Annotated in this window: 26 protein-coding genes; 8 read left to right on the forward strand and 18 right to left on the reverse strand. The window is 44.6% G+C overall.

The window, feature by feature from the left end:
* The first annotated feature begins 30 nt into the window (after window positions 1–30).
* Together DCM90_RS03430 and DCM90_RS03435 are read left to right on the forward strand one after the other, a co-directional pair.
* Window positions 31–1,518 carry an MDR family MFS transporter gene (locus tag DCM90_RS03430; protein WP_109249952.1) on the forward strand — a complete coding sequence of 496 codons (1,488 nt, stop codon included), beginning with the start codon at window positions 31–33 and terminating at the stop codon, window positions 1,516–1,518.
* A complete protein-coding gene (locus DCM90_RS03435; protein ID WP_109249953.1) occupies window positions 1,518–2,249 on the forward strand; it encodes a DUF4811 domain-containing protein in 732 nt (243 codons plus the stop codon). Before DCM90_RS03430 ends, DCM90_RS03435 begins: the two co-directional genes overlap by 1 nt.
* 346 nt (window positions 2,250–2,595) lie before the next feature.
* Here the strand turns inward: DCM90_RS03435 and DCM90_RS03440 are convergent, their stop codons facing one another.
* The 6 genes from DCM90_RS03440 to DCM90_RS03465 all read right to left on the reverse strand — a co-directional run bounded on the left by DCM90_RS03440 (window position 2,596) and on the right by DCM90_RS03465 (window position 7,560).
* Window positions 2,596–3,987 carry a cytosine permease gene (locus DCM90_RS03440; RefSeq protein ID WP_225365951.1) on the reverse strand — a complete coding sequence of 464 codons (1,392 nt, stop codon included), beginning with the start codon at window positions 3,985–3,987 and terminating at the stop codon, window positions 2,596–2,598.
* Window positions 3,988–4,194: 207 nt separating this feature from the next.
* Entirely contained in the window at window positions 4,195–4,623 is a 429-nt protein-coding gene (locus tag DCM90_RS03445) for a hypothetical protein (protein WP_109249954.1), read from the reverse strand.
* 129 nt (window positions 4,624–4,752) lie between these two features.
* Window positions 4,753–5,343 (reverse strand): GNAT family N-acetyltransferase, encoded by a 591-nt coding sequence (locus tag DCM90_RS03450; RefSeq protein ID WP_225365952.1) that lies wholly within the window; start codon window positions 5,341–5,343, stop codon window positions 4,753–4,755.
* 178 nt (window positions 5,344–5,521) lie between these two features.
* On the reverse strand, window positions 5,522–6,283 hold the full coding sequence (locus DCM90_RS03455; protein ID WP_109249955.1) for a DUF1003 domain-containing protein: 762 nt from the start codon (window positions 6,281–6,283) through the stop codon (window positions 5,522–5,524).
* A 71-nt stretch (window positions 6,284–6,354) separates the two neighbouring features.
* Window positions 6,355–7,239 carry an RluA family pseudouridine synthase gene (locus DCM90_RS03460; protein ID WP_109249956.1) on the reverse strand — a complete coding sequence of 295 codons (885 nt, stop codon included), beginning with the start codon at window positions 7,237–7,239 and terminating at the stop codon, window positions 6,355–6,357.
* Between the two features lie 18 nt (window positions 7,240–7,257).
* Complete coding sequence (locus tag DCM90_RS03465; protein ID WP_109249957.1) at window positions 7,258–7,560, reverse strand: biotin/lipoyl attachment domain-containing protein; 303 nt, start codon at window positions 7,558–7,560, stop codon at window positions 7,258–7,260.
* Between the two features lie 142 nt (window positions 7,561–7,702).
* Here DCM90_RS03465 and DCM90_RS03470 point away from each other — a divergent pair, with 142 nt between their 5' ends.
* The gene (locus tag DCM90_RS03470; protein ID WP_165815188.1) at window positions 7,703–7,891 is read left to right on the forward strand and encodes a hypothetical protein; all 189 of its coding nucleotides are present in this window, start codon (window positions 7,703–7,705) and stop codon (window positions 7,889–7,891) included.
* A gap of 75 nt (window positions 7,892–7,966) precedes the next feature.
* On the opposite strand, the gene recQ is transcribed toward DCM90_RS03470, so the two are convergent.
* On the reverse strand, window positions 7,967–9,745 hold the full coding sequence (gene recQ / locus DCM90_RS03475; RefSeq protein ID WP_109249959.1) for a DNA helicase RecQ: 1,779 nt from the start codon (window positions 9,743–9,745) through the stop codon (window positions 7,967–7,969).
* A 116-nt stretch (window positions 9,746–9,861) separates the two neighbouring features.
* Entirely contained in the window at window positions 9,862–10,515 is a 654-nt protein-coding gene (locus tag DCM90_RS03480) for an NAD(P)-dependent oxidoreductase (protein ID WP_109249960.1), read from the reverse strand.
* Window positions 10,516–10,673: 158 nt separating this feature from the next.
* Here DCM90_RS03480 and DCM90_RS03485 point away from each other — a divergent pair, with 158 nt between their 5' ends.
* Both DCM90_RS03485 and DCM90_RS03490 read left to right on the forward strand, forming a co-directional pair.
* Window positions 10,674–11,168 carry a methylated-DNA--[protein]-cysteine S-methyltransferase gene (locus DCM90_RS03485; protein ID WP_109249961.1) on the forward strand — a complete coding sequence of 165 codons (495 nt, stop codon included), beginning with the start codon at window positions 10,674–10,676 and terminating at the stop codon, window positions 11,166–11,168.
* Between the two features lie 23 nt (window positions 11,169–11,191).
* Window positions 11,192–11,650 (forward strand): hypothetical protein, encoded by a 459-nt coding sequence (locus DCM90_RS03490; RefSeq protein ID WP_109249962.1) that lies wholly within the window; start codon window positions 11,192–11,194, stop codon window positions 11,648–11,650.
* A 53-nt stretch (window positions 11,651–11,703) separates the two neighbouring features.
* On the opposite strand, the gene DCM90_RS03495 is transcribed toward DCM90_RS03490, so the two are convergent.
* Entirely contained in the window at window positions 11,704–12,015 is a 312-nt protein-coding gene (locus DCM90_RS03495) for a DUF2316 family protein (protein WP_109249963.1), read from the reverse strand.
* 104 nt (window positions 12,016–12,119) lie between these two features.
* On the opposite strand from DCM90_RS03495, the gene DCM90_RS03500 reads away from it, so the two are divergent.
* A complete protein-coding gene (locus DCM90_RS03500; protein WP_109249964.1) occupies window positions 12,120–12,545 on the forward strand; it encodes a TetR/AcrR family transcriptional regulator in 426 nt (141 codons plus the stop codon).
* Between the two features lie 81 nt (window positions 12,546–12,626).
* The gene (locus tag DCM90_RS03505) at window positions 12,627–13,166 is read left to right on the forward strand and encodes a GNAT family N-acetyltransferase (RefSeq protein ID WP_109249965.1); all 540 of its coding nucleotides are present in this window, start codon (window positions 12,627–12,629) and stop codon (window positions 13,164–13,166) included.
* A gap of 76 nt (window positions 13,167–13,242) precedes the next feature.
* Here the strand turns inward: DCM90_RS03505 and DCM90_RS03510 are convergent, their stop codons facing one another.
* From DCM90_RS03510 to DCM90_RS03535, 6 genes are all read right to left on the reverse strand, one after another.
* Complete coding sequence (locus DCM90_RS03510) at window positions 13,243–15,099, reverse strand: acyltransferase family protein (RefSeq protein WP_109249966.1); 1,857 nt, start codon at window positions 15,097–15,099, stop codon at window positions 13,243–13,245.
* A complete protein-coding gene (locus tag DCM90_RS03515) occupies window positions 15,089–15,469 on the reverse strand; it encodes an MORN repeat-containing protein (protein ID WP_109249967.1) in 381 nt (126 codons plus the stop codon). The genes DCM90_RS03510 and DCM90_RS03515 overlap by 11 nt, the downstream gene beginning before the upstream one ends.
* A gap of 44 nt (window positions 15,470–15,513) precedes the next feature.
* Complete coding sequence (locus DCM90_RS03520) at window positions 15,514–15,867, reverse strand: hypothetical protein (protein ID WP_109249968.1); 354 nt, start codon at window positions 15,865–15,867, stop codon at window positions 15,514–15,516.
* A gap of 20 nt (window positions 15,868–15,887) precedes the next feature.
* Window positions 15,888–16,934: a DUF4767 domain-containing protein gene (locus DCM90_RS10075; RefSeq protein ID WP_225365953.1), complete on the reverse strand. Its 1,047-nt coding sequence runs from the start codon at window positions 16,932–16,934 to the stop codon at window positions 15,888–15,890.
* 76 nt (window positions 16,935–17,010) lie between these two features.
* Window positions 17,011–17,601 (reverse strand): hypothetical protein, encoded by a 591-nt coding sequence (locus tag DCM90_RS03530; RefSeq protein WP_109249969.1) that lies wholly within the window; start codon window positions 17,599–17,601, stop codon window positions 17,011–17,013.
* Window positions 17,602–17,776: 175 nt separating this feature from the next.
* Window positions 17,777–20,503: an SEC10/PgrA surface exclusion domain-containing protein gene (locus DCM90_RS03535; protein ID WP_109249970.1), complete on the reverse strand. Its 2,727-nt coding sequence runs from the start codon at window positions 20,501–20,503 to the stop codon at window positions 17,777–17,779.
* A 167-nt stretch (window positions 20,504–20,670) separates the two neighbouring features.
* On the opposite strand from DCM90_RS03535, the gene DCM90_RS03540 reads away from it, so the two are divergent.
* On the forward strand, window positions 20,671–20,988 hold the full coding sequence (locus DCM90_RS03540; protein WP_109249971.1) for a helix-turn-helix domain-containing protein: 318 nt from the start codon (window positions 20,671–20,673) through the stop codon (window positions 20,986–20,988).
* Here DCM90_RS03540 and DCM90_RS03545 read toward each other — a convergent pair.
* From DCM90_RS03545 to DCM90_RS10080, 3 genes are all read right to left on the reverse strand, one after another.
* A complete protein-coding gene (locus tag DCM90_RS03545; RefSeq protein WP_109249972.1) occupies window positions 20,983–21,198 on the reverse strand; it encodes a hypothetical protein in 216 nt (71 codons plus the stop codon). The genes DCM90_RS03540 and DCM90_RS03545 overlap by 6 nt on opposite strands.
* 396 nt (window positions 21,199–21,594) lie before the next feature.
* On the reverse strand, window positions 21,595–22,629 hold the full coding sequence (locus DCM90_RS03550; protein ID WP_225365954.1) for a DUF4767 domain-containing protein: 1,035 nt from the start codon (window positions 22,627–22,629) through the stop codon (window positions 21,595–21,597).
* Between the two features lie 400 nt (window positions 22,630–23,029).
* Window positions 23,030–23,356: LPXTG cell wall anchor domain-containing protein (locus DCM90_RS10080; protein ID WP_225365955.1), on the reverse strand; the 327-nt coding region annotated here is incomplete at its 5' end.

Consider the following 23,356-nt stretch of genomic DNA (forward strand, 5'->3'; position numbering starts at 1 on the left):
TTAATTAAATTTACAAAGTGAGGGATACAATTGGGAAATGCAGTTGATGTCGATGGGAAACCTTATAACCGCTGGTTGATGATCGCTGTCCTCTTAGTTGGAACATTCGGTACCGTACTAAATCAAACGATTTTAAGTACCGCTTTTCCAACCTTAATGAAGGCCTTCGATGTTTCAACGTCAACGGTTCAATGGTTAACGACCGGCTTTATGTTAGTCAATGGGATTATGATCCCTATCAGTGCCTGGATGGTTACCGTATTCAAATCCAAGCCGCTTTACATTACCGCCCTAACAATCTTCTTAATTGGGACCATTACCTGTTGGGTCGCACCTAGCTTTTCAGTGCTATTAACGGGGCGGTTGATTCAAGCAGTTGGTGTGGGGATTTCAATGCCCATGCTTCAAACGTTAATGTTAACCATCTTTCCACCGGAAAAGCGTGGTGCTGCCATGGGGATCGCCGGAATTGTCATTGGGTTAGCCCCAGCGATTGGTCCAACGCTCTCCGGATGGATCATTGATAACTATAATTGGCGTGATCTTTTCGGCATGTTGGTTCCAATTACTGCCGCAGTCATCATCGCAAGTTTTTGGTTAATGAAGAACGTCTTAAAGACCCGGAAGGAACCCCTGGATTACCTCTCCGTTGCCTTATCAACCATCGGATTTGGTTCCCTGCTATACGGGTTCTCAACCGCCGGAAACGATGGCTGGGGAAGTACCGTTGTGATTTCAACCTTAGTCGTTGGTGTCGTCTTCGTGGGTCTCTTTATCTGGCGTCAAATGACAATGAAGGATCCGTTCTTAAACTTCCACGTCTTCAAGTCGGGCCAATTTACGGTTAGTGTCATCCTTAGCTCCGCCGTTAGCATGGCTATGTTGGGGGCAGAAATGGTGATTCCACTCTACTTGCAAATCGTTAAGGGGATGTCCGCCTTTGATTCCGGCCTAACCCTCTTGGTGGGAGCCCTCATGATGGGGATTATGAGCCCAATTACGGGAACGGCGTTTGACCGATACGGTGCCCGTCGATTGACCATGATTGGAATGACCCTTCTAACGCTTGGAACCATTCCGTTCATGTGGATCACACGAAACACAGCTACTTCGTTCATTGTCATTCTTTATGCCATTCGGATGTTTGGAATTGGAATGGTTATGATGCCAGCCACGACGGCCGGAATGAACTCACTACCATTGAGTTTAATGAGCCACGGGACAGCCGTGAATAACACCATTCGTCAGGTTGCTAGTTCCGTTGGGACCGCCATCTTGATGTCCGTGCTAAGTGACGTCACTAAGGCCCAAAAACCGGCCCACCACTTACTAACAACGAATCCCCTGTCCTACGGTGATAAATTCATTAACGCTACCATTAACGGTTATCAGGCCGCCTTTGTGGTTTCCGTCATTTTCTGTATCGGAGCCTTAATTGTGACCTTCTTCGTTAAAAATAAGACTGCCCACTCCGTTGAAGTTACTGCGTCAACGACTGATAATGGAGGTGAAGCCTAATGTTACTGATTATTTTATCAATCTGTGCCATTCTCGCATACGTGTTCTTTGTCTACATTAAAAATAAGACGTTATCCACCGTTTTAGCCGTACTCGCCTTACTTGGGATGATCGGTTCCTCGGTGCTCTTAATTAAAAACGACGATAACCATTACGGGATGCACCAAATTACTGAAACTAAAACCCAAAAGATTTATTCAGCTTCACCTTCCAAACAGATGTCGATGATTCTTTATCAGCCAATTGGGACGGCAAATAAGCACCAAGTCTACATTTACAAGCAGAGTGCAAATGCCAAAAAGGTTAGCCATACCCAAGCTAGCGTAACAACCCATAACCGGGTTAAAACCACGACTGGGACCAACAAAATGACAACCAAGACCACGTATTGGGTGTATGATAACGCCAATATGAAACGGCTTTTTTGGGGGTTAAAGAACGGTCACCAGTACGTCAAACGGGAAAACACCCTGTACGTGAATAAACAGACCATTGTTTTAAGTACTAAACAGGCTAAGGTTCTTCAAAAGAAGGCCAGTGATAAAACTTATCAGGCTAAAATGAAGGCCGGAGCCCAAGCCTTTGTTGAAGCCCAAGTGAAAACGGCAATGATGAAGGATCCTAGCATGTCCGTTTCCGACCGGGAACAGCTAACTAAGCAGGCTGCCGCTGAATACCAAGCTAAGGCAACTCAACAGTTAATTAACGATATTAAAAACGGTAAATATTAAATAAAAGGCTGGAACATAAGACGTTCAGGCCATGCCAAATAGGACAAAGGACCAAGTTCGATTGTATTTTAATCGGATTTGGTCCTTTGTCCTATTTGGTTGTGGTCTGTCTTTAGTCGGGTTCCACCGCTCAGATCTCTGCGTTTAACCAGGTCATCGAATAATGCCTAAGATCAGCATTTTTCGATGACCCCGTTAAGTCTTAAGATCTACCGAGCGGTTCCACACCCTATCCCGTAACTACTGGTCCGAAAGCATCCTGCTAAGGATAAAAGGCTTTCGGACCATGTTGCAAGAGTCGTATTTTTAGCGAAGCGGACCTAATGTCCCATACCCGTTATTTTGTTTACCTGGTTTTCTTTAATTTTAAGGTAGTTAAACATCCATAAACCAACGCTGTAATCGCCATAGCCACGAAGGTGCTTCCAACCGTTTGAGCGACTGGAGCCCACTGCTTTAAGCTTAAGTAGCTAATAATTCCAATTCCCCAAGCGCCAACGGCAACGGGGTTTAATCCGTGTCGATACCAGTAGGCGCCGTTTCGCTGGTTTAATGCCCCGTAACTCACCTTTTCACGCCGAATAATAAAGTAATCCACCAGAAAAATTGCAATTTCAGGACCCAAAAACATGCCAATCCCATCTAAAAAGACGGTAAAGACGGCTAAGAAGCTAGCTGAAACTACCGGAATAAACGTCACGGCGGTGGCAGCTAAAGTCACAATCCAGAGTGCTGGTGTTAACGGCAACCGCCGAACAATGTTGGTCAGAGCGGTACCAGCAGACATTAAATTAACGGCGTTTGCGGTGGTACTCGTAATGACAATTACTAGAAGGGCTAAAACGCCCAAACCAAGGCGACTTGCAATGGTACTAGGATCAGAATTATTGGGATCGAAGTGGTTCAGACTAATTGCCGTCCCAATCGTTGCAACTAACCCGATGAAAGCGAACCAAAATAATCCAATGTTGGCCCCTAGGAAGGTCCCAGCGGTTGCCCCCTTCTTACTGGTTGTAAACCGGCTAAAGTCACTTCCTGCAGTCACCCACGCCAAGTTAAACGCAGCGAGCGCATCCGCAGCCGCACCATGAGAAAGCCGAAGTGATTGAGGGGCTTGCCAGTGAATTAATTGGGTCAACGAGACCGTCTTAAAGACGACAATTGACTCCCAGATAACGAAGATAATGACCAAAATAATCCCAATCCGTTCAATTAACTGAACGGACCGTTCCCCCATTGAGACGCTCAGTAAATGAAGTACACTCATAATGACAATTCCAACGACCAATCCGAATGTTCCTCCGGGCTGTCCGTAAATCGCCCAGCCGAATAGGTCGTGGAAGAGGTAGCTAATGGACGTGGCCGCAATGAACGTATTAACCGCTGCCCAGCCAATAAACTGAACCACGTTAACCAGTGAGGCTAGGTAGCTGCCCCGAACCCCGAAGGACAAACGGGTTAGGGCCATGGCGCCCAATCCCGTTTTATAGCCCATCCAACTGGCTGCGATGAGCAAGGCGTAGGATAAAATCCCGACCCAGACTAATGTCATCGAAGCCGTTAAAAATCCGCTTGCGGCAATGACCCCCCCAATGTACCAGGTTCCGTTATTGGCATTGGCACCAATCCACGTTGCAAACATATCCCAACCGGACATCTTCCGGTGCTCCTTTGGAACCACAAACGTTGACGATTCCGCCGTACCCGTTGGTTCAGATTGACTCACTTGCTTTTCCACTATCTTCACGCTCCAATTGAAATAAATTCAAATCAGGCCCCCGACCGCAAAAAAGTGCGCAAAAAAGGCCCGTTCAGTCCGAACGGGCCTAAGTATTGCTACTTTTGGCATTTCTACCAAGCCGTCTCCTTGTTAGCCTCACGGTGCTAAAGTTAAAGGACTGATTACTTGGCTAAAAGTATACGGAGATTTTTCCTGGCTGTCAACCTAGTTTTCGTCGTCAGCGTCCTCTAAATCTTCGTCCGAAATCATCCGCCAGCTGCCTTCATCCGCCTTTGAAATTTGGTTCAAAAAGTGAAGTACGGCCTTGGCCCGGTCAGGTTGTTCCTCGTTCAACCGGTTTAATCCTTCACCAGTGGGCATGGGTTCGCTAAGCTGAAAATCGGTTCCAACGAGTTCCCCTTCCGAAAAAGCCACCACGGTTTCCCCACTCATAATCTTAGTGAAGATAAAAAACATGCTAAAATCATCGTCTGGCGTCATGTAAGCCGGCATCGCCCAAACGTCATCCGCAATTTCCTGCATTTCTTCGTTTTCAAATTTGTAATCTTTATGATTGGCTTCAGTGACGGGTTGATCCAACACTAATAGCATGTTAGAAAATTCGTCATCGCCTAATTCAAGTTGATCCTTCATTATAAGGTCCCTCCGCTCTATAGCATACTTGTTATTCTGACATGTTTGCGCCGCAAACGCAACTAACCCGTTTATAGAAAAGGGCCGCAGCGTGTAAGCTGCAGCCCAGTATATAATTAAATTGATTTGTTACGCGGTGGCAACCAATGGTTCTGGGTCGACCTCCGCTTGCATATGAAAGTAACGGTGGTCACCAATCATTCGGCTTCCAACGACTTCAAACCCTGCCCGTTCGTAGAGTTTCATGGCTCCGGGATTTTCATAGTCGACGTTTAACCCAATGACCTCTTCATCGTCACGATCTGCGTAACCTGGCAGTGCTCTAAGCAGCTTCTTTCCAATTCCGTGTCCCTGGTAGTTAGGGTCAACCGCAATTGAATCTAAATACCATTCGTCACCGTTCGTCTCAGACTCGGCCTCAAACGGCTGGGTAAAAGCTTTGCTCTTCGCTGACAGGCGTTCTAAAACGTCATTAACAGCATCTTCATTTTCTCCGGGGTAGCCAAACGCCACCCCAACAACTTGACCATCGGCCTCGGCCACCACGGTCGTAGCTTCCCCAGACAGATACGTCTTCGTCTGGTAAGCGGCCCTGATGACCTTCAATAAGTCGGGTGTGGGAACGTCCTCGAGTTCCTCAAGCTGCATTTCATCAAAAATAATATTAATTAACGGCGCTATCTGGCCGGCATCGTCAGCTGACGCTTCACGAATTATCACAAAAAATCCTCCATTTCAGTTCAATATGCACATCATACCGTGTTCCCATGTACTTGTCAAAAAATGGCGTAATTTTCATGAAAGGCCCGTTACTTAGCGATCAACTGTGGAACTTGCAACGGTTGGCGTGCCCATTCGGGTTCCAATAATGAGCCCCACAACAAATAATCCAACGACCTTAAGAATGGTTTTCATGGCTGTCTTCCTCCCCGTGATCAACGGGCTCATCCCGCCGCAACTGGACTAACTCGTCCCGAATTTCACCTAAAATTTCAATTTGTAATCGTTCAATTTCCAGTTCATGCGGAATCTGATTCTGCGCCAAGTGATCCACTTTAGCGTGCAGCAACCGTAATTCATGCTCCGACTTTAAGTTAACGTGATAGTCGTTTTCTGCGTCCATCCGATCCCGGTCAGCCGCCCGATTTTGACTCATCATGATGATTGGGGCCTGAATGGCAGCCACACAGCTTAAAACTAAGTTCAGTAGGATAAACGGGTACGAATCAAAGTGAATTCCAAAGAGGTGCAAGCCATTAATAATCATCCACCCGACTAGCACCACGATAAAGATAGCAATGAAGCCCCACGACCCCCCAAAACGAGCGACGTCATCCGACACCCGTTGGCCAAACGTCAGACTTTTTTCCAAACTCTTATTGACGTCAATAATGTCATAATCGTCACTTGACAACGCCCGGGTAAGCTTCTTATTAATTTTTTCGGTTTGTTTAAGATCGGCCTTAACCATCGCATCCACCCGATCTAACCGGTATTTTAAGAGGTGGTGGCCGCAAATAAAGTCACTCACCTTGGCTTGGGGATAATCCCGTTTAATTCGGTTTCGAATCGAGGGGTCAAGATCTGCTAAAAAAAGGCCCTCATCGACCTGATATTCATGTTCATCCACTAAACAATTAACCCGAGTTTCATCAGACATCTTTGAACCCCTCAGTTTCCTTATAAAGTACGTTTATTCTAACAGGCTTGGACCAAAAACTCCAATTCGACTTAATCCGGGTTAGGCATCAGCCGATTAAAATCTGCGGGTAATGGGGCTTCTTGCCGGATGGATGACTCAGTGAAGGGATCCATCAAGTCCAATTGCCAAGCATGCAGCGCCTGATGATCAATCCCCCGGTCCATTGGGCCGTTGTATAGTTCATCACCAACAACCGGATGCCCCAAGTTAGCAAAGTGGGCCCGGATTTGATGCGTCCGTCCCGTATGCAGTTTAACCCGGACCAGCGTCATATTAGCGAACCGGTTAACCACCCAGTACTCCGTCACCGCTCGTTTTCCATCCGGCGTCACGATCTGGTTAAACCCCGTGGGTGACTGAGCCAACGGCGCATCAATCAGATCATGATCAGCCGTTATGGTCCCGTCGACCAGAGCAAGGTAGGTCTTCTCGATATCATGGTTGCCCTGTTGCTGCATTAGCAGGCTGTTAGCTAATCGATCATGGGCCACTAAGACCAAACCGCTGGTAAATCGGTCTAACCGCGTAATGATGTGAGGTACCAAATTAGGGCTTTGCTGGCTAACCCAGTGGCCCTTAATTCGATTCACTAACGTGTCCGTAGAGTTAGCGGGCCCCGGAACGGTATTCAACCCCGCTGGTTTATTCACGACCAATAGATGATCGTCCTCATAAAGCACCTCAATGGCCGCGTCACTTACCGCAACGTTAGGGTCACTCGTCTCTGTCGGGAACGTGACGGTGAGTGTCTGACCGGGTTGGACAACTTGATCAAACGTTGCCGGCTGGTCCTCAATTAAAATGGACCCGTTTCGTTTTAAATCCGAAAATAACCGGTGGCTAACGCCGTGTTCAGCGGCTAAGCGTTTAACGGATACGGGTTCCGTTCCTAATGCTGTCCATTGATATCCCATTTTGTGACTCCCTTAACTTTAATTAATAATAAGCAGCCAGTCTGAATCCTGATCAAACTGGTAACGGGAGGGATCGGCGACTAAGGCTTGATTGACGGTGATGAGCCGACCGGATATCGGTGCCTCAATCTCAACGGTTGCTAAACTCCCGGTTAATCTTAAAAAGGCCTGTCCCATTTGGACGTGCTGCTTCATCAACAGTTCAATCTGGTTCAGCGACCCGACTTGTTCTTTCACGGCCGCAGTTAACCCCATTTGAACGTTACCGTTTTCCTCTGGCAACAACCAAAGGGCCTCTGCACTAAATTCATTTTGATCCATTCCCGTTCACCTCGCTTATGACATGGCTTTATTTTACCATCATCCCACGGAAAACAAAAAGAAGAAACCAGGGACATTTTCTGGTTATTTTGGATACTGCCCCGTATAATGGGAATAGAAATTTAATTCCTGGGAGGAATCGGTGTTGAACTCAAATCTCTTTACTGGCGCACTAATCGTTACAATCGGCATTATTCTATGCTTCTTCTGTATTCACCTCGCCCGACTTATTCAGCAAGGGGATACAGATGGACGTTGGTTAACGTCCATTTTCATCGGGGTTAGCCTACTATTAGTCTGCCTCGGCGGCTGGATTATTACCCTCGCCTAGTTCTTCACTTAATAAAAACGCCAATTATTTGGACCAACGGTTAATCGGTCTAAATAATTGGCGCTTTTTTTATTTTTATGCTGTCGCTGATTCCCGGTAGGTGGCAATAGCTTGGAGAAAGAGGGCGCCGTATTTCGCCATCTTCGCTTCCCCCACTCCCTTAACGGATAGCATTTCGGCGTCCGATTCCGGGAGAACCTCGCACATTGCTTGTAAGGTTTTATCGGAAAAAATAACAAACGGTGGGACGTTCTCTTCTTCAGCAAGGTTGCGCCGTAACTGACGCAGGGTGGCAAATAAACCCTCGTCCTTTGCAACCGGAGCGTGCGAGGCAACCTTTCGCGTCACCTTCCGCATCACGGTCTGCTCGCCCTTTAAAACGGCCGCGCCATCCGCAGTGACACTTAGGGTCGGATACTGACCAGCGCTTGGGGATAGTAACCCACTAGCCGTCAGATAATCAATGAAGTGGCCGACATCCTTTTGGGTTCGGTTGCTCATTAAATTATAGGTCGACAGTTTATCAAAATGAAAGGTTGCAATCCGCTGGTTATGGGCCCCCGTCAAAACTTGGGCGATCATCCCCTTGCCAAAGTGCTGATCCATTCGCATGACGCAGGAAAGCACCATCTGGGCATCCACCGTTACATCCTGCTGTTCTCGATCATCCAAGCAGTTACTGCAGCGGTCACACGCCGAAGCCGTTTCGCCAAAGTAGGCCTGGATAAACTGTTGTAAACAATCCTGAGTATTTGCGTACGCATTCATTTCCTGGAGCTTCTGATACTCGGCATTCTTAAGGTCATCGGCCATCTCCGATTGGTCGATGAAGAACCGCTGGACGTTTAAATCCTGGGCTTTATACAATAAAATAGCGTCGCCAGGCAATCCATCCCGGCCTGCCCGACCGGCCTCTTGATAGTAGGCTTCGAGACTTCCCGGAACCTGGTCGTGGATGACAAACCGAACGTTGCTCTTATCGATTCCCATCCCAAAAGCATTAGTAGCGACCATCACGAACACCCGGTCAAACAGAAAGTCTTCCTGATTTTGACGGCGTTCATCCTCACCTAACCCACCATGGTAAATGGCACAGTCGATCTTTTTCTTAGCCAGCATGCTGGCCACCCGTTCCACTTCCTTACGGGTGCTGCAATAGACAATTCCAGATTGTTCCGGATTAGCCCGCAAATAATTCACGATAAACGTGTCGCCCGCCTGATCCTTAACCACTTGAAACGCGAGGTTGTCCCGGGCAAAGCCAGTCTTCACTTCGTTTGCTCTGGGGATTGCCAATCGATCCATGATATCATCCGCAACCTTTGGCGTTGCCGTTGCAGTTAAGGCAATCACGTTTGGGTGACCGGCAATTTGATCCAGCGTATCCGCTAACCGTAAGTAGCTGGGGCGAAAATCGTGGCCCCACTGGGAGATACAGTGGGCCTCATCGACCGCAATTAGGCTGATTTTAAGTTGGCCTAGCATCCCCATAAATGCGGGCGATTCAAAGCGTTCGGGCGCAACGTACAGCAGCTTGATCCGACCTGCTTGGACCGCACTAATCCGGTCATTCATTTCGGGAAAGGTAAGCGTACTATTAATAAACGTGGCGGGAATTCCCGTCTCGTTTGCCGCGTCCACCTGATCCTTCATCAGGGCAATGAGGGGCGACACCACAAGGGTAATGCCAGGCAGCATAACCGCCGGGATCTGGTAGCACAATGACTTACCACCACCCGTAGGCATTAAAGCCAGAACGTTTTCCCCGTTCAAAACCTTCGTAATAATTTCAGCTTGGCCGGGACGAAACGATTCATATCCAAACGTTTGTTTTAACACTGCCTGTGCATCCATGTGGGTCCTCCTTCTTTGGCTAACTCTGCAATTGTAGTGGGAACCGCCCTAAATTGCAAGGGAATAAAAAAGAGTTCCAACTTAACTTAATTCGTTAAATTGGAACTCCCATCGGATTACGCTTTATCACAAATTGTAATCCGGGTTTTATTAAATTTGTCGGATTTAATTTCATCCATAATAGCTAAAGCCATTGTCCCTGAAGTGGTCACTGATTCATCGTTCTGGTTCAGCAATAGATGGTTATTGGTTCCAATCACGTAATCCGTGGCCATTCCCGTGTGAAAATCAGCGGAAGGCGAAATTCCTAACCAGTTAGCATCGGTCACTGACTTTAGGTAGTCATATTCCTTAACCTGGGCCTTAGGAATCGCAATAAAGCTGGCGGCATTGGGATCCTTTTCCAAGTCATCCACAAAGAGATGGTTATCAGCACCGACTTCTAAGCTTCCCGCCCCTAAGATAAAGAATAACCGGGTATTGGTATTTTGAAATAGACTAACCAAGTGCTGGGCAAACGTGAGGTTCACTTCCGCATGTTCCGGATCAGCCGCTAAGGCATCAATCACGACGTCCGCATCCAAGAAGTCATTTTTCGTTAACTCTAAGGCGTCCTTAGGTAAGACCGTCACCTCGGAAAATTCCTCCTGAATTTCGTTTAGATGAACGCTCGATCGGGCAATCCCCGTTACCCGATGCCCCCGTCGCACGGCCTCTTCGATGAGCGATAATCCTGCCATTCCTGTTGCTCCGACGATTGTAATGTTCATGTCATTTCCCCCATATCGTTTCTTAACGTTTAAATAATCGTTAAGAATATTATAAAAAGAAGTCGGGTGAAATGCTACTGTTTAGTCTCACCACTCGTTATTTCAGCTAAAACGCGGTAAAATGGGGACAACTTTTTATTATTTAGGGAGGAACTGAAATGCCAACTTTTAAATACGACGTTTTGAGCCACAAGGGCCACCGCTACTACTTAATCGCAGATGAAACAGGTGTGTTATTTGTTGGTTCTCCCGACAACCCACTCGCGGAAGCCACGGAGTTTCTCAATTCCGCTGATTGGCTGCCCGCCATTCACCATGAACTGGACCCGGTCAAAAATCAGTTGGCGGAATTTCTAACGGGAACCCGACAGACCTTTGATATTCCCTACCACTTTATAACCGGAACGGTCTTCCAACGTACCGTTTGGCGTCAACTCCAACGAATTCCGTATGGCACAACCGTTTCCTACCAAGAACTGGCAGCCGCCATTAACCGTCCGACCGCGGTACGAGCCGTCGCCAGCGCGGTCGCTGCCAACCCCCTCCTATTTATTGTCCCCTGCCACCGTGTCATTTTGAGCAGTGGAGAAGTGGGTCAATACCGGGGTGGTGAACAGTTGAAGCGTGAATTGCTGAACCTTGAACAACTATAAGTTTATTTCTAGGAGAATCGCGTATGCCCATCATTACTAACCTATACTCCACGGACCCAGACACAAAAGAATTAGAACTTGTTGCCTCAGAAACCAATGACCAGTTTGCTAATCACTTCGCGCAATTACTTAATTTAGTCCCAATCCCAATGAATAAAGAAATACGGCCAAATTATAATGAATTTGCCCCAAATGCACTTCAATATGTCATTGGGGCTTTAAAAACCGTCAAAACCACGGGGCTTCGCCGGTTTACCCTAACGACGTTTCAAATTAAACAACTGATTAAACAATATGATCATCAACGTGACATCTCTTTGGCTGACCTTGAAGAAATCCTCAATGACGTATCCTTGGAGTTTGATTGGTACACCCTAACTTACGGTGATCCAGAAATGGCGACAATGATTCATTACATTCATTTATTGGCTAGTGAAAGTTCTGAGCCTGACTACCCCTACGTCATTAAATTTAGCCGTTAAGTAAACGACCAACCCCTGTACTTTCTAAGGAGTTGGCCACTTTTTTGGCACTATTATTGGTCGCCCCGTGACATTTTGCCCCGTTCGATTTGCCGACCGTTTAAAAACCAGTATTGGTGATAATCCCCCTTGAGTGCAGTAAAAGGCACCGGCTGTTGCCCAGTTTCTTCAACCTTTTTAATGAGATAATTCCTTAAGATCCAGGGATCTTTCAATGATCGTTGAGTAAGTGAGAACAACCGCTCCAGTTTTATCTCGCTGATCGCCAGGTCAGAGGCCACCTGAGCCTTCGTAAGGCCCGTTAACTCAAAATTTTCTTGTAATTCACGTCTCGTGTTGCTCATTTCCTGTGGGTTAAGCGACATCCCAAACGCCCCCTTCATTGATTATGCTCAACATTATAGGAACAATCATTCCGGATAGAAAGGAAGTTATGAGACATTATTGGCATTCGTGTCTCATTTATCGCATGGTAAAATTAAACCTCACTAAGCCCCTTAAACTTGATCACCGTTCCATTCAAAGCCAGGCCAAACTTTACAAAGCGCTGTGCGAAGCCTTTCACTCCGACCTGCCCTTTTCACGTCTGACCGTGAAACAGTTATGCCAGGCCGCCTCGGTCTCGCGGGCCACGTTTTACCGGCACCACCAGGATATAACGGATATTATCATCGTCCAATTATTACGAGTCATCGGTAAATTCGAAGCTAGCGTCGACCAACTCTCCCATATCGATTATCAATCAGGGAGCCGTCTGGTTGTAGATGCCATCTGGCACAATCGGCTACTGGTTCAACTAATCGGATGGAGTCAATGCGAGCCGCAATGCGCCCAAATTATTAGTGGCGCCGTCTTAAATATTTTATTAGTCCGCCAGTTGATTCCCGACGTTTAAGGGGCCCGCCCTTAAATTTGCGATTGAACTTCAACGCAACTTCCAGTATGCTATTGAACAAAACGAAAGCTGGTGCGTCCCATGCTTATGACCCCCGTTAACGATAAACTCAGTCTAGCTCTTCCCCGTCCAACTTTAGACGGCCCCGCCCTATTTTCGCTCCTGGATCGTAACCGAAAGGCCTTTACACCCTACTTACCGTGGGTCGCAAATCTCAAGTCCGTGGAAGACGAGGTTCAATTTCTTAAACTGGCTAACGTTCAGGCCGGTCATGCTCAGTCGTTAAACCTCGTGATTTGGGTTCAAAATCAAGCTGCCGGGATGATTAGCTTTAACCAGATCAACCATTCCCGGGCTTCTGCTGACATTGGCTATTGGCTGGGGCAACCCTTTCAGGGCCGCGGAATAATGACGGCAAGCGTTAAAGCCATGGTCCAACTCGGCTTTAGCGATTACTCCCTGAACCGCCTAACCATTGAAGCCGCGGTCGAAAATCAAGCTAGCAACCGGGTTGCCCTTAAAGCCGGGTTTCAATTAGAGGGACTTCTCCGCCAAAATGAACGACTGGCTGACGGTCGTTTTCATGATGAAAATTTATATGGGCGAGTTAAAAAATTATAACAAAAAGTTGAGGCTGNNCAGCCTCAACTTTTTGTTATACTTCATGATTGCTTAGCCACAATCTGTAAGGGTAAAGCTACTTTTTTAACGGCGTCTTATCAGCCTGTTGCAAAGCCGAATTAACGACTTGAGCGTACAAAACGTCACCAGCATGAATACCGCCAAAATGTACTCCGTCAGTTCCCTTAAAAACTTCAGGATGTTTTGCTGCTGCCGTTTCCCAGTCCGCAATGGTAATGTACGGATATTTAGCGGGTAACGTCCGTTCATACGTCGCTAGCTTCGAAGAGTTCCAATCAGGAGCCGCCTTGGCATTGTAAGGAGTCATGAGAACTAGCCTGTGCCCCGGCGCCAAAGCATGAACGATATTCATGGTTTGTTCCTTATAATCGTCCAGTGCGTTCGTGCCAATACAGATTACCACGGTTTGCCGCAAAATACCGCTTTGCTGCTCCTGCTTCATCACCTTATAGGCTAGATCCATGGTCCGATCTCCCTCTGCATCAATCGAACTTTGCTTAACGTGGGCGCCAAGGTAGCTCCGAGTTCCCAAGGTCACACTGTCCCCAATAATTGAGACTCCCTTAGGCATCCCCGCCGGAACGGGCTGACCGGCTCCATTGACCTTTTGGGTCGTTGGTTTAGTAGCCGCCATAATCATTGAGTGGTGCATATTCATCTGGTCAACGTCCTGATAGAGGTCCCCCACCCAAAGATTATTTTCAAGGGTGGTCATCTGAGGCGCCAGACGAGTAGCATAAGCTGTCGTTCCAATCAGCAATACCAGCGCCGTCATAAACGGTACCCTGACTTGCTTCCAGGTCACTGAATGCTTAAACCAGCGGCCGGTATGCCCGATCATAATGGGTTCCAAAACGTAGTAGGAAAGACTGGACAGAGCAAACGAAACCACTACCGTTAAAGCAACCGCTGCTAAATTAGGCATTAACTGTGAAAAAATAACGTAGAGGGGCCAGTGAAAGAGGTAGACGCTGTAACTCACATCGGCAATATACGTAATTAGCTGGGGCTCATCTGAATTAGGTGTTTTTTCGTGTAGAATCCGGGCCGCATAAATCATTAAACCGGCAAGCACCGTTGATAACAATAATCCGCCCTGATACGTTTGAAGGTGGTCAAACTTCAGGTAGCAGCCTAATCCAATCAGCGCCGCGCTACTAATTACCATTACACTCACCGCAACGGATAAATTCCAATTCTTAATGGTTCGTTCAAAGGCCGGCCGAACCGTTTTAATTCCAGCTAAACAACCGACCACGCTCCCCACGAAGAAGGGGTAACCGTGCGTAATACTTGAGAAGTACACCTGGGAGTAATCCGTGAGTCCCCGGGCCCGTAAAAACATCGTGGCGAAGCTGGCAATGGATAATAATAGCGAACTCCACAACACCGTATTTTCAAAGATGGCGAGGGCCCTAGTCCGTGATTGGACAAAATGTCGGACAGTAATTCCCAGCAGAAATACAATCAGTCCCCAAACCAGGTAAAACTGCATTTCAATGGCTAAGGACCACGTATGAACAAATAAATGCGGAATAAACTTATTTTCGTAACTGCCACCGGTGAGAATTTCAAAATAATTGGTGGTAAATCCTAACGCTGCCGCAATCTGACGGCCAATATTCGTTAAGTAATCCCGGTTAACAAGCAGCGTAAACGGCATGACTAAAATAACCGATAAGAATAATGGCGGTACAATGCGACGGAACCGTCGTTTATAAAACGAAAACAGTCTAAACTGACCCGTTTTGCCAAATTCATCAATCATCAAGGCCGTAATCAAATAGCCAGAAAAGGTGAAAAAGATGTCCACCCCTAAAAAGCCGCCCGTGTATTGATTTTGAAAGAAGTGATAGGACAGCACTAAGGTCAATCCCACGACCCGGACAAAGCTAAACCATTTAACCCTCATTTACAAACCGCTCCCTCTTAAAGTGTCCCGATACCTGCTTATTATCTTCGGTTTGCAACTGTCCCGAGCCAACTGGAACTCCCTTCTTGAAGGTGCCCGTAAACTGCCAGCCTTCATGCGAAGTAAACCGGCCTTGACCATCAAATCGGCCGTCCTTAAAGTTGCCTTGGTAGGCGTCATGGTTTTTAAACGTTAACTGTCCGGCACCGTTAAATTTATTTTTGGCTACCTCACCGTGATATGTAATTCTATGCTGGTTAAGGGATAAATCTGTTACACCGTGAAACGTCGGTGCCAGACTAAAAATCCCCAACGCAATAATCAGACCTACGCTGAGCCAGGCGATTACTGCTAATCCCTTTGATTTCATCTCATCCTCCGATTTTTTGGGGTTGCTTGACCCGAAGCTAACCATTAGTTCTGGGACTTAGTGAACTTAATTCCCTTCGCAAAGAGGTCCATGAGCCCATTCCCCGTAGATTTAATGGTAAAAGATTTCTTGTCCTGTGCAAGATTTGCGGTCATATTGTGATCTGAAAAATTCATTTTCAATTCACCGTCAGCGATTTCGTACGTTCCCTTCTGGACTGATCCACCATCATTTTCAGTCACGGTCTTCCCTTTAAACGTTAACGTCGTCGTAGCAGCACCAGCGGCGTCTGGGGTATAGGAACCACTCATGCTCTTTGAATTATGATAGGCAATCACCCCAATAAGGGCCAACACCGCAATCACACCAGCAATTGAAACAATTGTTTTCTTATTCATCATATGTCCTCGTTTCCAGTTTAACGGTTGTCCGCAATGTTTGCAAACGCCGTTTTTAATTTATCGTTCTTGGTGACTTGCATCGTTGGATCCCCATTCGTACTCTGATCGACTAGCACAACGGGTTGCCCATTGTGAAATGCAAAGGCGTAAGTAATTCGGCCGATTTGACTCTTGGGTACGGGATTGTGATTGTAAACGGCCACGACATTATAGGCATACGAACCTTTTCCTGTGGGACTCCAACCAATTTGACCCTTTTGACCGTCGACTACCGTACTCTTTAGCGCAGCCGGGTACGTTTCCCCAACGTAAGTTTTTAATTCATGGTCCCCGGTATATCGTTCGTAACTTTGATCCATCGTGTGACCAAATTGTTCCATGCAGGCCGCTAGTTCTTGATCTTTTTGGTCGTTCCATGACGGATCATGGGTTGTTGATTCCTTATCTGAGCCATTATCTTCCACAAAGACATCGGTTGAAGACATATTGCTAGTCCAGATCACAATTGTATTTTCCGAGTTAGTGTGCTCGGCATCGGCATACTCACCCGTTGTCCCAGCCGGATAAAATGTGACGGACCAATTAATCGCAACATGAGCAGCATCAGCAAGTGACTCTTCCAGCGCGCCATTTTCCATCCGTTTTGTCACAGCGTGAGTTCCATCAGAATCCTTTAAGCCGTTCGCATCTAATGTTAGTTGACTGGTGGTTAACCGATTCTGAGAAATGGTTAATGAACTCTCAGATGAATCAGTGATATCTTTGTGCTGGGCAACCGCCTGCTTGAGTCGCCAATGGCCTTGCAAACTAGAGTAGTTGCCTGCTTTGATTTCCTCTAAGTTCATTTTAGTGGAAGCATTAGAGCTCTCATTTGATTGCACCGAAGATGCAGCTGCACTAGAAGATTCCTGTTGACTTACTTGGCTACGATTAGAAGAAACGACTGATGCTTTAGAACTCGTCTTTTGGCTTGATACCGTGGCCTTCTGATCATTATGATTGCCACAGGCTGACAGTAGGAGAAGGGATAGTAGTCCTACTATAAAAGCACTTTTCTTCATCATTATGTTTTCCTCCATTACAAAACAGCTTATAAATAACGTTCTACTTATAAGCTGCTCATGCTGACTAATGTCTTACCTATTTACGAAATGAATTGATTGCCCCAATGGTTGATGAAACTGCAGCCGTTCGAGAATTGGCAGCCGTCTTTCGTGCATTTTCTGCGATATCTTCTTGGAGTCCTTTAATTTCTTCCTGAATGGACATTTGATCTTCTTGGAAGTGCTGCGTTTCAAGAAGATTAAATGCGGACTGAAGATCCCCTGCACGATTTTCACTGATTAATTTCCATAGGCGAAAGGCATCCGAATAATTATAGAATTTCTCTGGAAATCCTTTAGCACCAGCTTGATAAATGGGATTATCCAATTCGGTTTGCAAATCTGCCTGATCCTTTTGAATAGCTTCATTCGCAGGCATAATGTACAAAACGAGCTTCAATCCGATGAAGGCAACGGCTATAACCGCAAAGAACATCATTACACCCTTTTCATCCGTGAACATAAACAAAACTGCCATAATTAGACTGGCAATAATCGTTTTATGGAACTTTTGCTTACCCTTCGCTAATTTACTTTGATCCGTAGCCAAGGTTTGCTTAGCTTTGGCCACCCCCGCTGTGTCGCTTCGCTTTTCAAGTAGGTAATTCAAAAGTTCATCTTTTGTCATTAATATTCTCCTCATTCCGTTTAATTCTTTACCGATAATCCTAATTCTTAAAACTCATTATTAACTATAAAAACCAAATTTCAATCCGACACTGAAATCATAAGTGACTGGTAACCGGACCGAACTTATTTTTTTAAACTGTAATTACTTTTGTTTCCTAGCTTTAGCTAGCTTTCTACATCCACTTACGATATTTTTTATCAGCTAAACCAAATAGAGCTAATAGACTCATAAGAACCATCCCCATCATGGTAAGATATGAACCCTGTTTCTCACCCGTTTGAGGCAATTGACGTACTGTAACATCCTTATCGACTTGAGAATGACTTAAATCAACGCTAGCGGTTCCATTGACTTTTGTCCCCGGTATTTCCGCTAAAGGATAAACAGCGTTAGATCCATTCACCTTATTATCGCTACTAATTATTGACGCACTACTGTTGTCATCATAATTTGAACTAGCATCAGTATCAGTAGCGGATTCTTGACCGCTAACAGCATTGTCAATTGCATCATTAATATCTTTTTGATGTTCTAATTGATCTAACTTAGCTTGGGCATCGGCTAGGGCCTTCTTTGCGTTATCCGCTAACTGTTGCAAAATCTGATAGGTAGCATCATCGCCATTGGCCACGTTTTGAGCCGCCTTAGCATCGCGTAAGGCATCGTCATAGGCTTGTTGGGCATCGGCCACAGCTTGCTTAGCCTTGGCTAAATTAGCGTCGGCATTCTTTAATTCATCTAAATGCGCTTGCTTATCACGCAAGGCTTGTTGACCATCTTTTAACGCTTGTTCTGCCTGAGTCAATTGGGTCTTGGCATCATTAAGTGCTTGCTTAGCGGTGGCTAATTTAGCTTTCGCGTTATCTAAAGCGGCATGTTTTTGGGCCTGAGTTGCTTGAGCTGCTTTCAAAGCTACTTTAGCATCCGCTAAGGCCTGTTGTCTATCAGCCATGGATGCATGCGCATCATTAGCCGCCTTTTGCGCCGCTTCAACGGCAGCTGTAGCAGATTTAACGGCATTTTGAGCGTTCGTTAACGCAGTGTGAGCCTTGGTTTGGGCCGTCTTAGCATTTGTTAAGGCTTGCTTAGCCTTAGTTAACGTATCGTTAGCCTTCGCCGTGTTGCTCTTAGCCGCAGCTAAGGCAGCATTAGCCTCGTTAGCGGCCGTTTTCTTAGCGGCTAAATCATTTTCCAATTGCTTAATTTCATCTTGGCTAATGACATTGGACTTGATGGGATTGGAATCGAATTTCGATGAATCTTGAATCGTATAATCATACATGAAGTTAAATAGGGCATTGAAAATGGTTTGACCCTTTTGAAGAGGGGCACCTTGATACGTGTCACCTGTTGGGTGGAATTCACTAAACCCTAAACCAAAGTAAACATCTTGGTCTTTAGCGCCTAAACGATTGCCGGCTAAACTAGTAGCATGATCCCATTCTTCGCCATTAAATAACAAGTTAATCATAGCGTTATAGACAGCCTTCTTGAAATCATCAAGCGTAAGACCCCAGTTTCCATCTTGAATAACCTTGTTGATCACTAAATCAAGATCTTGGTCACTTAATTGACTCAATCCATTGGACTGTGCAACATTCTTATTGGTTGTATTATCATGCCCGTTTTGAATATCCCAATTATTATTAGTATAAGCATCACCCATATCTTGACCCACTTGCTTAGAACCATCTGATAAGATGACATCCGAAGTGCCAAACTGATCGCGGACACCATTAATCAATTGTTGGGCATATTGATTTAATTCATCCATGTACTTGTTCAAATCAGCTTGACTGTTAATCTTAACCGTTTGGTCATGACTGTCGGAGATATAACCACCATTTTGCTTCCATTCATTTTGAGTTGCCTTTAACAGGTTATCCAAAATTTGTTGGTAGTTCGAATCGCTAGGGCTGGCCTTAGCATAAGCATTTAAAGCGTCAATGTAGTCTTGACTCATATGAATCTGGTTTTGATTTTCATGCGGTTGACTATAAGCGTGATCCAATGCGTTTTGCGCATCGTTTTGCGCCTTGTTGGCATTGTCTGCATTTTGTTGCGCGTTATTTTGGGCCTGATTGGCATCGTTAACACCCTTTTGGGCATTATCGACGTTGTTTTGCGCATCCGATACCTTTTGATCCGATTGATCAGCATCGTGCTGGGCCTGTTGTTCTTTGTTTTTAGCGTTATTTAGATCATTTTGCGCATTGCTCAAATTCTGATCGGCTTGGGCACTGCCATTATCAACGTTATTTTGGGCCTGATCGACGTTGTTTTGCGCATCATTAACGGCGTTATCAGACTGATCAGCTTCATGCTGAGCATCGTTAACGTTGTTTTGGGCATCATCAACGTTATCTTGGGCATGGTTGACGTTGTCTTGGTTGTCTTCCACGTCTTGGCCTAATTGATCATTTTGATTCTGTTGGTCATCGACCGCACCTTGAGCATCGTTAATATTATCATCCGTGGCATTATCGGCCACGTTTTGGGCATCTTGTTCGTCGTTCTTCGCGTCGTTTAAGGCGTCTTGGGCATTATCGGCGTTATTTTGCGCGTCATCAGCCTTATCTTGAGAATTGTCAGCCGTGTCATGAGCATTGTCGGCCGCATTTTGCGTTTGGTCAGCATTGTCTTGAGCATGATTAACGTCATCTTGGGCTTGATTAATGTCATCATCTAACTTCTGGTCATTAGATTGAACCGTTTGTGATTTTTTAGTCGCATCATTTTTGACTGTTGCCGCCTCAGCAGTATTTGGGTTAGCTAACGTTACCGCTATGCCTAATCCCAGTACTGCAGTCCCAGTTACTGCAAGATTCTTTTTAATTCTATTCTTTTTACTCGTATGTAAAAAATATTGATATTGTTTTCTAGTTATCCTTGAAGTCATGCGTTAATTCCTCCTTTATTTACCTTAAATGCTCCATTACAACATATATTCTACCATAAACATATAACTGCATACATGTTTTATTAATAAAACACGTATTTATTAATCTGTTAGCATTCAAAAAATTCATTTAACATGGCATTAAATAGACTTATGGAGGGCTTTTAATGCTAGATCTTGTTGAAATTGGAAAACTAATTCGTCAGCGTAGAAAGACGCTGAATATGACAATTGAAGAGCTGGCCGAACAATCAAAGTCATCAACTAGTCTGATTTCCTTAATTGAACGAGGACGGTTAGATAACATTAAAATTCAAAAACTAAATGATATCGCAGTGGCTCTGAATTTAACCATTGAAGATTTCTTTCTTCTCCCCGATTTACAAGACCCGGCTGTCTTAGACTTAATTAACTACTTAACTGACCTTGAACCAGCCCAAAGACATGAAGTCGCTGAACTGCTCTTAAGGCTAGTCACCCTATAATTGATAAGTTTTAACGATTAACCATGCAATTTCCTCAATTGTATGGCTTTTTTGTTGGCTTAAAATCTGGTCTAAATTAATAGTTGTTCCACGAACCTGAAACGTTAAGATTCCAAAGTCATAAAAATCAACCCGGTAGTCGGAAAATTGGTAAATTAGAAATTTTAAATCCTGTAATAATTTTAAATTAGTTTGTATTTTTTCTTTCATTTGATATCCATCTCCAATAATTTTTCATTTATAACACACAAAAAAACTACCAAAATTAAAATGAATTTTGGTAGTTTTTTGAAATTTATTTCCACGGGTGTCCATGAACAATATCTAATTTAGGCACGTTAATAACTCATTTAGTGGGGAAATCGACATCATACACAGTATGTTTTATTCTTAATATCACTTTGTCATTTGCTACTTAAATAGTATTTGTTTTCTTGCCAAAAACTATTACTGGTATTGGTAAAAGACCCGGTCAACTCTTTTGGAAGCTCCCCAATCAGGATTATTGTCACAATACAGGGTGCCAATATAGTTTCATAAACTCCCTTATTAGATATTTTGACTATTAACAACTCCAATTGAGATTACATGCCCCATAGATCCGACTTAGCTTTTAGCAATACTGTTAAAACCAGCTTTTAACTTAGCATTTTGCGTCGTTCCCAAATCTGGTGTACCATCCCGACTTTGATCGACTAAAATGATCGGTTGCCCATTATGGAATGCAAAAAAGTAAGTAATATGGTTAGGCAGTGGTGGCTTTGTTCCGTCATGGTTATAAATGGCAACAACGTTATAATCATACTTTCCCACACCGTTCTCACTCCATCCGATGGAAGCTTGCTGACCTTGCACGGTGACCTTAGTTAATCCACTTGGATACTCTGTACCAGTTGATGTTTTTAGCTCCTGACGACCATCATATTTGTCATAATCTTGATCCATTGTCTGACCCCATTGACTCATAAACTGAGTTAATTGCTGATCTTTCGCTGCGTTCCAAGATGCATTTACTGTTGTTTCATTCGTCTCCTCTTCAACGTATACTTCAGTCAGTGAATTATAGTTTGACGAAATAACAATTGTATTTTTAGAATTGACTTTTTCTCCATCTAAAGTATACCCACCTGTTGTTCCAATTGGGTAAAATTCGACTGAACAGACCTGGTTAGAGTTTTGATCATCAGTTTTTATCTCTAATCCGAATCCGTTCCCTGCCGTACTTGATACCTGATTATAAGTGACATCTTCCGTGTTACCGTTATACTTTATCCCCGCATCGCTGAGAGTAATGGTTCCATTGGTAATTTCATTCTTAGTCACCTTAAAATCATTAGGCGTTGAATTTGTTGTATCCTTACTCTGAGCTTCAGCGGCTTCCAGTTTCCATTTTCCCTGTAAACTGGAATAGTCCCCATCTTGAATTTGGTTTAAATCCATTTTTGTTGTGCCCGTATTTTTCGAATTCTCATCCGATTGTTCAGATGAAGTTGATGGGGTTACGGGGGCTTCCGTGGCTACTGAACTACTAGAAGAACTAGTTGATTGATTGGCTCTTTCATGTGTCGAATCTGTTTTACCACAGGCAGAGAGCATAATTACTCCTAAAATAGCAGTTAAAAAAATAATCCGTTTTTTCACGTACCTATCTCCTTATGTCTATAAACTAAAATTACCGATTGTTCCAGTAATCCTATGTAACCCATGTCGACGAAACTTACTAATTATTTTGAAGTTATTCGTTTACTCCTCCTTAACTTACTCTAATTTTTATATTAGCATAAAAATGTAATTGCATACATATATTAACAATAAAAAGATTAATAATTAGTATGTTTATTCATCAAACACCTTTAATAGCGCATTAAATAAATCTTTGCAGAAACTTTTAAGGGCTTAAACTCTAATCCAAATTAATAATTAATTCATTCATGGACTCGAAACGTTATTACCATTAATTATTTCTAATTTAGTGCCCACAAAAAAAACTCCCAAAACTAAAATAAACTTTGGGAGTTCTTTGAAATTGATTTTGCTTCACTTAGCCTAATTTATTTCTTTTTTGTCGCAACCACCCTAATAGGAGGCTAAGTCCTAGTACTAAACCTAAACTAGTTAGCACAAACCTTTGATTGGTTTCACCCGTTTCAGGTAAACTTGTCTGCTTTTTTGTGGGAATTTTTGTAGTCTGATTTGATTGCTTTTCCATGGGTTTAGAACTAGGCAGTTGTGAATCCAACCGGTTCTTAATAACTAGCGTTTCCTGACTATTCATAGATTCGCTTGGTTTGGTGTTCGCAGCAGGCAACGTTTGTCTATCAGAACTATCAGTTATTTCTGGTTCAGAGCTACTGCTACTGCTACTGCT

This window comes from Levilactobacillus bambusae (genome assembly GCF_003124125.1).
Taxonomy (GTDB): domain Bacteria; phylum Bacillota; class Bacilli; order Lactobacillales; family Lactobacillaceae; genus Levilactobacillus; species Levilactobacillus bambusae.

Bases quoted from the DNA above. Each gene is read 5' to 3' on its own strand.
- DCM90_RS03545 (WP_109249972.1), bottom strand. From the start codon at position 21,198: ATGAAAGAAAAAATACAAACTAATTTAAAATTATTACAGGATTTAAAA.
- DCM90_RS03445 (WP_109249954.1), bottom strand. From the start codon at position 4,623: ATGAAGGATCAACTTGAATTAGGCGATGACGAATTTTCTAACATGCTA.
- DCM90_RS03495 (WP_109249963.1), bottom strand. From the start codon at position 12,015: ATGTCGCTTAACCCACAGGAAATGAGCAACACGAGACGTGAATTACAA.
- DCM90_RS03530 (WP_109249969.1), bottom strand. From the start codon at position 17,601: ATGACAAAAGATGAACTTTTGAATTACCTACTTGAAAAGCGAAGCGAC.
- DCM90_RS10075 (WP_225365953.1), bottom strand. From the start codon at position 16,934: ATGATGAAGAAAAGTGCTTTTATAGTAGGACTACTATCCCTTCTCCTA.
- DCM90_RS03515 (WP_109249967.1), bottom strand. From the start codon at position 15,469: ATGAAATCAAAGGGATTAGCAGTAATCGCCTGGCTCAGCGTAGGTCTG.
- DCM90_RS03490 (WP_109249962.1), top strand. From the start codon at position 11,192: ATGCCCATCATTACTAACCTATACTCCACGGACCCAGACACAAAAGAA.
- DCM90_RS03535 (WP_109249970.1), bottom strand. From the start codon at position 20,503: ATGACTTCAAGGATAACTAGAAAACAATATCAATATTTTTTACATACG.
- DCM90_RS03540 (WP_109249971.1), top strand. From the start codon at position 20,671: ATGCTAGATCTTGTTGAAATTGGAAAACTAATTCGTCAGCGTAGAAAG.
- DCM90_RS03485 (WP_109249961.1), top strand. From the start codon at position 10,674: ATGCCAACTTTTAAATACGACGTTTTGAGCCACAAGGGCCACCGCTAC.
- DCM90_RS03510 (WP_109249966.1), bottom strand. From the start codon at position 15,099: ATGAGGGTTAAATGGTTTAGCTTTGTCCGGGTCGTGGGATTGACCTTA.
- DCM90_RS03460 (WP_109249956.1), bottom strand. From the start codon at position 7,239: ATGGGATATCAATGGACAGCATTAGGAACGGAACCCGTATCCGTTAAA.
- DCM90_RS03500 (WP_109249964.1), top strand. From the start codon at position 12,120: ATGGTAAAATTAAACCTCACTAAGCCCCTTAAACTTGATCACCGTTCC.
- recQ (WP_109249959.1), bottom strand. From the start codon at position 9,745: ATGGATGCACAGGCAGTGTTAAAACAAACGTTTGGATATGAATCGTTT.
- DCM90_RS03505 (WP_109249965.1), top strand. From the start codon at position 12,627: ATGCTTATGACCCCCGTTAACGATAAACTCAGTCTAGCTCTTCCCCGT.
- DCM90_RS03480 (WP_109249960.1), bottom strand. From the start codon at position 10,515: ATGAACATTACAATCGTCGGAGCAACAGGAATGGCAGGATTATCGCTC.
- DCM90_RS03435 (WP_109249953.1), top strand. From the start codon at position 1,518: ATGTTACTGATTATTTTATCAATCTGTGCCATTCTCGCATACGTGTTC.
- DCM90_RS03520 (WP_109249968.1), bottom strand. From the start codon at position 15,867: ATGAATAAGAAAACAATTGTTTCAATTGCTGGTGTGATTGCGGTGTTG.
- DCM90_RS03465 (WP_109249957.1), bottom strand. From the start codon at position 7,560: ATGGATCAAAATGAATTTAGTGCAGAGGCCCTTTGGTTGTTGCCAGAG.
- DCM90_RS03455 (WP_109249955.1), bottom strand. From the start codon at position 6,283: ATGTCTGATGAAACTCGGGTTAATTGTTTAGTGGATGAACATGAATAT.